Below are 11,340 nucleotides of genomic sequence, written 5' to 3'. Positions count from 1 at the left end.
CAGAGACCTAATAAGTCTGAATTTATTAAACAGACTTTCAATGTGAGAAAAATTGAATTGGAGGATGAATACATTACTGATTAATATTATTATAGAGTAGAGTAAAATTGCTGCCAAACATGGACTATACAGACTATTATAAAATATTAGAAATTAATAAAAAAGCCACAGCTGACGATATTAAAAAGGCTTATCGGACTTTAGCCAAAAAATACCATCCTGACAAGAATTTAGGAGATAAAAAAGCCGAAGAACGATTTAAACTAGTCAATGAGGCCAATGAAGTTTTAGGCGACCCCGAAAAAAGAAAGCAATATGATGAGTTGGGAGAAAATTGGCAACAAAACCAACAAGCTTTTGACCAACAAAGGGATTCGAGTCGACACTATTACCAAGGTAATCCCAATCAAGGATTTGCAGGAAATCAAGAAGATTTTTCCGATTTTTTCGCTCAGTTTTTTGAAGGCAGAGGCCAAAAAGCAAGACAACAACAACCAAGGCGAGGTAGCGATTATGAAACCGAAATGGAAATTTCGCTAGAAGAAGCTTATACTGGAACTAGTAGAATTATTCAATTAGACAACGAAAAACTTCGGGTAACTACAAAACCTGGTGCTTATACCGACCAACAATTGAGAATAAAAAGCAAAGGTGCAAAAGGGAGTAATGAGTCTAATCGTGGCGATTTGTTTGTGAGGATTCGGGTGAAAGAAAATCCAAAATTTATTAGAAAAGGAAATGATTTGTATCAAACAGTAAACGTAAACCTATTCGATGCGGTTTTAGGGAATGAAATTATTGTAGAAACATTATCAGGTAAATTAAAAATAAAAATTACTGCAGGAACTCAAAATGGCAAAACAATTCGAATAAAAGGAAAAGGAATGCCAATCTACGAAAAAGCAACTTTTTTTGGGGATTTGTATCTTTTAATTCAAGTGCAAATTCCAGAAAATATAAATGAAAAGCAAAAAAAACTATTTGAAGAATTGAAAGCTATCTCTTAAATATAGTGACCCATCGAAATGTTTAATTAATATTTGAGAACATCAAACTCGAAACAAAATAATAAAAGCTACCCTGAATTTTAAAAATCTGTAAATAATGAAAGTTTTCTGAAAATTTATATAACATATATATTATACAAATAATACAATTTTGTTGTAAGAAGTTAAATTCACTTATGAAAATTTGAAATTTATGAAAACAAATGAAAAATTACAAAAAGACATCCAAAATGCAATAAAATGTGAACTTCTGTTACATAAGGCTGAAATTGGTGTAATTGAAAAAAAAGGTGTAGTAACATTAACAGGAACTGTTAACAATTATTCTAAAATAATTGAAGCAGAAAATATCGTTAAAAAAGTTCCTGGTGTAAAAGTTATTGTAGATAAAATGGAAGTATATCATGGATATAGTAACAAAAAAGACAATGAAATTGCAGAAGAGATTTTAAATATCTTAAAATGGAATTTGAATATTCTTCAAGAAAAATTAGTCATAAAAGTTCTTGGTGGATGGATTTATCTTGATGGGACATTAGACTGGAATTATCAAAGGGAATCAGCAAATATGGCAATGTCTAATATTAGTGGAGTAAAAGGTGTCATAAATAATATAAAAATTAAATCAGAACTTAAAAACCCAGTTGAGAAAGAAGCTATAGAAAAAGCATTCATTCGCAATTGGGCTCTTAATTACGATAGCATTTATGTTGATGTTTCAGGCTGCAAAGTAACACTAAGAGGAACCGTTGATTCCTTCTATGAAAAAGAAGAAGCAGAAAGAATAGCTTGGAATACACTTGGAGTTTGTGCTGTAAATAATGAATTATCAATCAGATATTTAGCCTAAAAAATCAAAGAGTAGCCTACTTAACTTCAACTTTCCAATAATAATTAAAAAAAAGAAAATGATAACAGAAAAAATAGTTGTTGCAAACTTAAAATGTGATGGTTCTGCAACAACAATTCAGAAAGAATTATTTAAAGTAAATGGAGTAATAATTATTGAAATCGAACCAGAAAATAATATCGTAGAAGTGACTTATGAAAATTCAGATAGAGATAAGATTCTAAAAAAATTAGAGTCAATTGGCTATCCTGAAGCAACCAATGAAAATGGTTTGTTGCTCAAGATAAAAAGTTACATCAGTTGTATGGCAGGTAAAATTGATAATATGTAGCGATTGACTTCAAAACTAAAATTATGAAAAAATTACTTTAGTTCTATTTATTGGGGAAAATAAAATTTATTTTGCAGGCTTTATAAATATCCTGATCATTCTATATATTTTTTTAAAGCTTCTACCCTATTATCCTATGAGAACTTAAAAAAATAGACTATTTTCATAATTTGAAGAAAGCGTCAACGAAATAAATATAGCCCAAAAAGCAACTTTTTTTATTGATGTGTGTGATGATTCTAGCAAGATATTCTAACATAAAAAAATAGGAATTATATAACAAATATTGAAAGTTATATAACACTTTTTAATTTATAGCAAACGAACTTTATAGTATAAGTTGAAAAATAGTTATCATGAAAAAGATACTTGTTACTACCGATTTTTCTGCTAATTCTAGAAAAGCAATTCATTTTGCTATGCAATTGGCAACACAAACTCCATGCGAACTTATTTTTTATAATGTAGTTGAAATCTTCAGACCAACTATTTGGGATCATGTTTATTATGGTCAATATGAAGCTAATGAATTGAAACGTAGTCAAAAAACATTAGAGCAATTTATTCATACTATCTATCAAAAAAGTACAATTAAAAAAACATCTTACAAATGTATTTGCCAAGTTGGGATGAATGCCAGCAATAAAATTATTGAGTATGCTAAAGAAATTAAGGCCGATTATATTTGCATTAGTACCATAGGAGCTGGAAAACTGATACAATTGTTTGGAACTACTGCATCGCAATTAGTTGCATTTTGCCCAATTCCGGTCTTTATTATACCTAAAAATTATAAAAGTAGAGCCATTACAAATGTCTGTTTTGCTTCTGACCTTATTAATCTTGGGGAAGAACTGGATAGGGTTCAACAATTTACCCTACAAGTAAAAGCAAAATTAAACATCTTACACTTTGATTATTTAGTTCGATTAAAAGCTAAAAAAAATAAGTTGAATAAACTCACGACAAGATATGAAACCGAGAATACTAGTTTTCATTTTAACGAGTTAAATGCGCTTTATCCTTTAAACAAACACATTCAAAAATACATTCAAAAAACAAGAACATCAGTATTGATTTCATTTACAAAACAAAATCGAAATTGGTTTGATAAACTATTTTTATCAAGTAAAACTACTGATATGGTTTTTGATACAAAAACGCCAATGTTAGTTTTTAAAAAAAATAAAATAATTTCTAAATAAACTACTCATTTACATTTTTTGTAATTTCTAAAATTTATGGAACAAAATTCAATCTTTTAAAACAAATAAGTATTAAACGCAGTTCAAAACTACTTCTAACAACTTGACCAATTGGGAAATTAATAAAACATCAGATTGACTTATAAAAATGAAAACAGAACAATTTAAGTACATGTTGTCAAATCTAGAAAATATTCAATCAATTGTGAAATTAGTAATTTCAGTTTTGTTTTGTCAAATGGTAGGAATTGCTTCTATACTATTTTCACAAACTGAAAATAATTATTGGTACGAATCCTATATTTTGAATACATGGAAAATTTCTATTTATTCATTTGGAGCGATTTGGGTTTTACTATATTTCTTGGTTGGTAATTCGTTGTGGTATGTTTGGACAAGTAAAATCAATTATAAATTAAAAAATCAAGCCATTCAATTGTTTTTAATACAACTCTTTTTGAACTTTTTATGGTTTGTATTATTTTTTAATTTACATTTTGTAGTATTTGCATTTTTTATTATTTCGATTTTATTTGTCTTTATTTTAATGCTAATCATACAACTATTCAAGATTTCTAAAACTGCTTTTTACATACTCATACCTTATATGGGATGGGTTATTTATGAATTAATACTGAACATCAAAATTTTACTCGTGTTTAACTCCTATCAAGCCTAGTTTATATCATGAAAACTTTTTAAAAAAATATTAATTATGAAATAGGCAATTTGTCTCTATTTGGATTAAGATTCTTTAAAGAAATTTTCCGTCCTTCATTTGAATTTAGAGAATTTATAAGACAATATTTCCCAAAAATATAGATGATAAAAGTTTAGTAACATCAGTTGATTTTAACATTAACAAATCAAAAAAAGCAATAAATGAGAAATTTTATTCAAATGCTATTTTTAAGAAGAAAACATAGAAACAAAATTGAAATCTGTAAATATTGTAATCTTTACTAATAGTTGTATAACAATATGATTTATAGCATTTTTTAAATTTGAATACTATACTAAAAAAGTAAAAATAGCAATCGAGCAACAGCGAACCTGAAGACTGGACAACAGCAGAACTGACGAAATTAAAATAAATATATTATGAGAACTAATGGATTATTTTTTCCAAAAATGGCATCATTTCTAACCTTGATTTTCCTTGTCCTATCATTAAGTATAAATGCACAGACAAAAAAATCAACAACTAATACGGACTGTTGTATGATGAAAGAAGGTAAAATGATGATAATGAAAAACGGTAAAACCATGCCAATGAAAAAAACTATGTTAATGAAAAACGGAACAAAATGTATGGTTAATGGAGAATGTATAATGAGAGACGGTTCGAAAATGCAAATGAAAGAAGGCGATTGTATGGAAATGAGTGGAAAAATGTGCCATGAAAAAACAAAAAAAATCAAAAATAAAAAGGAAACAAAGTAACCGTGTTAAAATCCTTAAATACTGTTAGATACAATAGTGATTTCAAAACATTTCTGAATCATAATTATGAATGTGAAAATGCCCAAAAAAGGTAGAACTAATAAAATTGAAAAATTTTGGAAACTTCTAGGGCCAGGACTTGTTACAGGTGCAAGTGATGATGACCCCTCTGGAATTGCTACTTACTCCCAAGCAGGTGCCCAATTTGGCTTATCGACTCTTTGGACTGCAATTATTGCTTTTCCACTGATGGCGATTATTCAACAAATGTGTGCAAGAATAGGAATAGTTACCTCACAAGGATTAACAGGAACGCTTAAAAAACATTATTCAAGACCAATACTATATTTAATGCTTCTATTTAGCTTTCCCGCAATTATTATGAACATTGGTGCCGATATTGCTGCAATGGGTGCTGTGGGAAACATGCTTTTTCCATCTGTTGATGCCACTTTTTTTAGTGTTTTTTTTACCGTCTTACTTTTAGGTCTAATTATTTATCTTCCCTATCAAAAAATAGCATCAACTTTAAAATATTTATGCATTGTAATGTTAGTTTATTTTGTTGTTCCTTTTCTTTATAAACAAGATTTTAGTGAAATTATTAAAGCCACTTTTATTCCAACAATACGATTTGACAAACATTTTATTGCAATTATTGTCGGGATATTAGGCACTACCATTTCACCCTATTTATTTTTTTGGCAAGCATCTGTTGAAGTAGAGGAAATGAAAAATAAAAACAAACATATTATTGTAAACAAAAAAATTATTCATGAAATAAATCAAGACGTAGATTTTGGGATGACATTTTCAGGATTAGTAATGTATTTTATCATATTAACCACTGGAACGGTATTATTTAAAGGAGGAATAAATCAAATTGACACTGTTGAACAAGCTGCTGTAGCATTAAAACCTCTTGCTGGTAATTTAGCATATCTCCTTTTTGCAATTGGTGTAATTGGCACGGGACTTATTGCCATTCCTGTATTAAGTGGTTCATTATCCTATATTTTCACAGAAACTTTTGGATGGGAACAAGGTTTAGATAAAAAATTTCACGAAGCAAAAGGATTTTATTTAATTTTTGCTATTTCTTTAATTTTAGGCCTATCCCTCAATTATATTGGGATCTCACCAATTAACGCATTAATATATACAGCAATTCTTTACGGGTTAACTGCTCCGGTGCTCATAGCCATAATTTTGCATATTGCCAATAATAAAAAAATAATGGGTAGAAATGTAAATAGCGTTACGGTAAACATTCTTGGTTTTTTAGCATTTATAATAATGACATTAGCAGCTGGAACTTTAATTTATTTACAATTTTTGGAATGATTATTTTAAATTAAAATTTCAGAAAAATAAAAAACTTCAAAATGAAAACATTAAACAAATTAAATACTGATATTCTAAATATCACAATGACTATTCGGGATAAATATCCAGAATTGTTAAAATATTTAGATGAAATTCCAGTTCCTATTTCTGAGGAAAAAAATCCTAAAATAAATAGTAGGATCTTACAAGATTATTATAATTCTTTAGAAATGCTTTTAAAAAAATATGCTCCAAACCATCATAGTGCTACAACTGAATTAAACAATTAGAAAAAATGAAATCAACAAAAAAATTAGGAATTTGGATGGATCATTCAATAGCTCATTTAATCGAATTTTCTGAAAATTCTTTTGAGATAGAAACAATCGAAACTAAATTCACACACGAAGAGAAAGAAAAAAGTTTGGCAAAAGGCGAAAGTTTTATGCACAATAAAGAGCAACAAACGCTTTCTGATTATTACAAAAAAATAGCGAAAATGATTTTGAACTATAATAAAGTTTTACTTTTTGGTCCAACAAGTGCCAAAACAGAATTATTCAATATTTTGAAAGAAGATGATCGTTTCGCAAAGATTAAAATGAATATCAAAGAAACTGACAAAATGAATGCTTATCAAAGAGAGCGTTTTATAATTGAGCATTTTTCTAGTCCGTTGTACAGATAAGAAAATAGTATTTACAATTCAATTTCTTGACCCATCAAAGGAACGTTACAATCATAGCCATATTGCTCCTTAATTTTTATACGAAGTTCATCTGCTGGTTGGTTTTCTCCATGAACCAAAAATACTTTTTGGGGTTTCGTTTTTAATTCAGAAAGCCAATTCAACAACCCTTTTTGATCGGCATGTGCCGATAAACTTTCTATTTCAAGGATAGTAGCTTTAACGTCATAATATTTTCCATGAATTTTGATGTCTTTTGCCCCTTCCAATAATTTTCTACCTCGAGTTCCTTCAGCTTGATAACCAATTATGATTACTGTAGTTTCAGGTAAACCAATATATCGCTCTAAATAACTTAAAACTCTACCACCAGTTATCATTCCGCTAGCGGCAATGACTACTTTGGGTTGTTTGTTATAAATGGTATCAATAGTTTCCTGGTAATCTGTAATCATAGTAAACATTTTGCACATCTCAACAAATTCTTCTTCGGGAAGTTTATGCCAATTTCTATTATTAGAAAAGATATCAAGTACTTTAATTCCCATTGGAGTGTCAATAATATATGGAATATTAGGAATTTTACCTTCTTCCCTAAGTAACCAAAGTAAATACATAACCGTTTGCGCACGTTCAACAGCAAAACTTGGAATAATAATTGAACCTCCTTTTTGAACGGTATTATTAATGCACTTTTCTAATTCTGCCATTACATCAGTTTCAGGATGCAATCTATTACCATAGGTGCTTTCTAAAAAAACATAATCTGCTTTTTTTGGTTTTACTGGTGGAAATACCAATAAATCATTATCACGCCCAATATCTCCAGAAAAAACCAACGTTTTATTTTCAAGCGACAATTCAATTGTGCATGCCCCAATAATATGTCCTGCATTACTAAAAACTACTGAAATTTCAGCATCAAGGTTAATGATTTCATTGGTCTTTATTATTCTAAAATGCGGAAAAACCTTTTCTGCTTGTGCTACAGTATAAAGTGGCTCGGCGATATCGTGTTTAGAATAATGCTCTTCATTGGCTTTATTGGCCTCCTCTTCCTGAATTTTTGCACTATCAAGCAATATTAATTTTGTAATGTCTTTTGTAGGACTCGTGCAGTAAATTTTGCCTTCAAACCCTTGATTAACAAGTCGAGGCAGCCAACCGCAATGATCTAAATGCCCATGTGTGAGCAATACAAAATCGATACTAGATGGCAAAATTGGTAATGGTTCCCAGTTAAGTTCTCGTAAAGGTTTTATACCTTGAAATTGACCGCAATCTATCAAAATTCGGATGCCATTACTTTCTACTAATGTTTTTGAACCTGTTACAGTTCCTGCACCTCCAATAAATTTGATTTTCATGATTGTATATATTTACATAATGCTAGTGCTTCTTTTTGGACGTTTTTAATTCTAAAATTACTCAATCCTATTTTTTCTAAACTTTCAGAATTATTGATCAATTCTTTTACTAAAATGACATCTAGAATTAATAGTTTTTCTTTTTCTGTAAGGGTTAATGTAGTTAAACAAGTAACCGGATATAGCTGATTATTATCAATTTTATTACTCAAATTATTGTTTTCAGGATAATCCCAACTTAGAATATGTAAGCCCGAACATTTTGCAAAAGTGATAGCATCGCTTGTAAACCTATTGTTGGTCACAATCCAACATTTAGAGATTTGGTCTTTATTGGAGAAAATTTGGTGTGGTTTGTCTTTTAAATCATTAAAACGTGATAGGATATACATTGGTACTTTTACATCCGAATTAGACTCTCTTCTTTCATGAAATTTACATTCTACCATTGCAATACTATTTTCCTTTTTTAAAATGACATCAATTTCGTGCGAAATGCATTTTCCTTGTAATACCATATTGGTTTTGGTTTGAAAGGTTTCCACTGCAAACAATCTTGAAATAAATTTTTCAAAGAAAAAACCTGCTGGCCCTAATAGTTCAATAGCCGCCCTTAAATTGTATCTCGCGGCATGAGAATTAGATGCTTTTTTTAATAAACTAAAAGCCAGTTTATAAATTTTTTTTGTTGGAATTCCTTCATAGATTTCTTTCTCTATACTTTTAATAACTTCATCAACAATATTCTTATTGGCACCCGATTTCATCAATGACAATTTGAGTTTGTTTGTGTTAAAATCTACAATATCTCCTGAATGCTTGATGACTTTCATAAAAAATTTGAAATTTAAAAGTATAAAGATGGCATTTTTTATATCATTTTTATTTATATAATTAATAGCTAAAGTTACATAATATACAGATGTATTTATGATATGTATTTGATATTAAACTTCATTTAGAATTATATAAGTCGTTTATAATCAACATGCATGAAATTTTAAAATCACATATTAAATGAATTACAAAAGACAAGTTCCTATTGGGCAATCACACAAAAAATAACTATTGAATTTAATCCCTATTTTAATTTATTTCCCTACTATCTTTGTATAAAGTTCTAAAGCAATGGAAGAATGTATTTCTGTATTTGATATGCTTAAAATAGGTATCGGTCCTTCTAGTTCCCATACACTTGGTCCATGGCGTGCAGCTGAGCGTTTTTTAACCGAATTAAGAAGTGAAAACATCATTCAAAAAACAATACGGATACAGGTTGACTTATACGGTTCACTTTCATTAACTGGTAAAGGTCACGCTACCGATTTAGCAGTTATGCTTGGTTTATGCGGTCAAGATCCTGAATTGATTCCAGTAGAAAATATCTCAGAAATTATTAGAAAAATTCAAGGTACAAATACACTTCTTTTAGGAAATTCCCATAGTATCTCATTTAATCCAGTTGTGGATATTATTTTCAATAAAAACTTTCTTCCATTTCATGCTAATGGATTGTTATTTACAGCTTTCTTAGAAAATGGAGAAAAGTACGATGCTACTTTCTACTCTATTGGAGGTGGATTTGTAGTAAAAGAAGAACGTAGTAATGCTAAAAAAAAGTTAGCTTTAAAATGTGCTTTTCCTTTTCCTATTGAAAATGCAGAAATGCTACTGGCCTATACAATTTCTGAACAAAAAAAAATATCAGAGATTGTTTATGCAAATGAATTATCGATGCGTTCAGAACAACAAGTACACTACGAAATAATGCGCATTTGGCACACCATGCTAGAATGTATGTATATTGGCTGTCATTCTGAGGGCACTCTGCCAGGTGGTTTAAACGTGCGCCGTAGGGCTTTTGACATGCATCAAAACCTTATCGGATTGGCTAATTATGATTCCCCTCAATCCTGGTTAGAAGAAATTAGAAAAACAGAAGTGAAATTTCGCCAAATCTTAAAATGGGTAAGCTGTTTTGCATTGGCTGTAAATGAAGTCAATGCAGCTCTTGGACGAGTAGTAACCGCACCTACTAATGGAAGTGCTGGAGTAATTCCTGCTGTTTTAATGTATTATTTAGTGATAGAAAATCATAAGGCAGACGAAGAGCAAATCATACAATTTTTGATGGTTGCTAGCGAAATTGGTAGTATTTTTAAAAAAGGAGCAACTATTTCAGCTGCTATGGGTGGGTGCCAAGCCGAAATTGGTGTTTCATCAGCAATGGCAGCAGCGGCTTTATGTGAAGTTATGGGTGGAACTCCAGAACAAGTTTTAATGGCCGCTGAAATAGCAATGGAACATCATTTGGGATTAACCTGTGACCCAATTGGCGGTTTGGTTCAAATTCCTTGTATCGAGCGCAATACTATGGGAGCAATAAAAGCAATTAACGCAGCCGAATTAGCATTAGAAACCAATCCAAATAATGCAAAAGTCCCATTAGACAAAGTAATTGATACGATGTGGCAAACCGCAAAAGATATGAACACAAAATACAAAGAAACTTCTGAAGGTGGTTTAGCAGTTGCAGTTAATATGTCGGATTGTTGATTTTTTTGGATTTGAAAATGAAATTAAAGTAGTTGATTTTACCATACTTTCATTGTGCTTGTTCAATTTTACTATGTTTGTAATAACCTTAAATTGACTTTAAAATATTTATCAATTGATTATTAAATAAACAATAAAATGCTTAGTTTTGTTACAAATATTACTAAAAATCAACTTGTAAGTTAAAAAGAATAGCATTTTGTTTATATATTATGGCAAAAAAAATAAATAGTCTTGAAGATTTAGGCGGATTTGTCTTCTCAACTAATAAAGATTTTGAATTTGATTCTCATTCTGATTCGCAAGAAACAGTAGCAAATAACAAGCAATTTCTTGAAGCTCATTTAGACAAAAAAAACAGAGGCGGGAAAATTGCTACAATTATAAAAGGTTTTCAAGGAACTGAAGAAGATTTAAAAATTCTAGGCAAAACTCTAAAAACAAAATGTGGCGTTGGCGGTGCTGTAAAAGATAATGAAATCATAATTCAAGGCAATTTTAGAGATAAAATTATAGAATTATTAAAAAGTGAAGGGTATAACATAAAACGAGTTGGTGGTTAAAAAA

The 11,340-nt window shown here is 29.8% G+C and carries 13 protein-coding genes; 11 read left to right on the top strand and 2 right to left on the bottom strand.

Annotation, left to right across the window (positions count from 1 at the left end; all coding sequences use genetic code 11):
- Nucleotides 1-119 precede the first annotated feature (119 nt).
- The 9 genes from ACFQ0S_RS03345 (at nt 120) to ACFQ0S_RS03305 (ending at nt 6,850) form a co-directional block, all read left to right on the top strand.
- Entirely contained in the window at nt 120-1,007 is an 888-nt protein-coding gene (locus ACFQ0S_RS03345; RefSeq protein ID WP_379753456.1) for a DnaJ C-terminal domain-containing protein, read from the top strand.
- Nucleotides 1,008-1,200: 193 nt separating this feature from the next.
- Nucleotides 1,201-1,857, top strand: a complete 657-nt coding sequence (locus tag ACFQ0S_RS03340; protein WP_379753459.1) for a BON domain-containing protein — start codon at nt 1,201-1,203, stop codon at nt 1,855-1,857.
- Nucleotides 1,858-1,915: 58 nt separating this feature from the next.
- Nucleotides 1,916-2,188: a heavy-metal-associated domain-containing protein gene (locus tag ACFQ0S_RS03335; RefSeq protein WP_379753462.1), complete on the top strand. Its 273-nt coding sequence runs from the start codon at nt 1,916-1,918 to the stop codon at nt 2,186-2,188.
- A gap of 356 nt (nt 2,189-2,544) precedes the next feature.
- Nucleotides 2,545-3,393: a universal stress protein gene (locus tag ACFQ0S_RS03330; protein ID WP_379753465.1), complete on the top strand. Its 849-nt coding sequence runs from the start codon at nt 2,545-2,547 to the stop codon at nt 3,391-3,393.
- Nucleotides 3,394-3,541: 148 nt separating this feature from the next.
- On the top strand, nt 3,542-4,072 hold the full coding sequence (locus ACFQ0S_RS03325) for a TspO/MBR family protein (RefSeq protein WP_379753468.1): 531 nt from the start codon (nt 3,542-3,544) through the stop codon (nt 4,070-4,072).
- A gap of 422 nt (nt 4,073-4,494) precedes the next feature.
- A complete protein-coding gene (locus ACFQ0S_RS03320) occupies nt 4,495-4,836 on the top strand; it encodes a DUF6799 domain-containing protein (protein ID WP_379753471.1) in 342 nt (113 codons plus the stop codon).
- Between the two features lie 66 nt (nt 4,837-4,902).
- Nucleotides 4,903-6,180: an NRAMP family divalent metal transporter gene (locus ACFQ0S_RS03315; protein WP_379753474.1), complete on the top strand. Its 1,278-nt coding sequence runs from the start codon at nt 4,903-4,905 to the stop codon at nt 6,178-6,180.
- Between the two features lie 41 nt (nt 6,181-6,221).
- The gene (locus ACFQ0S_RS03310) at nt 6,222-6,452 is read left to right on the top strand and encodes a hypothetical protein (RefSeq protein WP_379753477.1); all 231 of its coding nucleotides are present in this window, start codon (nt 6,222-6,224) and stop codon (nt 6,450-6,452) included.
- A gap of 5 nt (nt 6,453-6,457) precedes the next feature.
- Complete coding sequence (locus ACFQ0S_RS03305) at nt 6,458-6,850, top strand: hypothetical protein (protein WP_379753480.1); 393 nt, start codon at nt 6,458-6,460, stop codon at nt 6,848-6,850.
- 11 nt (nt 6,851-6,861) lie between these two features.
- Here ACFQ0S_RS03305 and ACFQ0S_RS03300 read toward each other — a convergent pair whose 3' ends face one another.
- Nucleotides 6,862-8,217: an MBL fold metallo-hydrolase RNA specificity domain-containing protein gene (locus ACFQ0S_RS03300; protein ID WP_379753483.1), complete on the bottom strand. Its 1,356-nt coding sequence runs from the start codon at nt 8,215-8,217 to the stop codon at nt 6,862-6,864.
- Entirely contained in the window at nt 8,214-9,050 is an 837-nt protein-coding gene (locus tag ACFQ0S_RS03295; RefSeq protein ID WP_379753486.1) for an ATP cone domain-containing protein, read from the bottom strand. Before ACFQ0S_RS03295 ends, ACFQ0S_RS03300 begins: the two co-directional genes overlap by 4 nt.
- A 295-nt stretch (nt 9,051-9,345) precedes the next feature.
- Between ACFQ0S_RS03295 and ACFQ0S_RS03290 the strand changes: the two genes are divergently transcribed.
- Nucleotides 9,346-10,773, top strand: coding sequence for an L-serine ammonia-lyase (locus ACFQ0S_RS03290; RefSeq protein WP_379753489.1), 1,428 nt, complete (start codon nt 9,346-9,348; stop codon nt 10,771-10,773).
- Nucleotides 10,774-10,985: 212 nt separating this feature from the next.
- Nucleotides 10,986-11,336 carry a translation initiation factor gene (locus tag ACFQ0S_RS03285; RefSeq protein WP_379753491.1) on the top strand — a complete coding sequence of 117 codons (351 nt, stop codon included), beginning with the start codon at nt 10,986-10,988 and terminating at the stop codon, nt 11,334-11,336.
- Nucleotides 11,337-11,340 lie beyond the last annotated feature (4 nt).

It is taken from the genome of Flavobacterium myungsuense, from assembly GCF_042677265.1.
In the GTDB taxonomy this organism is placed as follows: domain Bacteria; phylum Bacteroidota; class Bacteroidia; order Flavobacteriales; family Flavobacteriaceae; genus Flavobacterium; species Flavobacterium myungsuense.
This window is presented reverse-complemented; position numbering and strand designations above follow the sequence as displayed.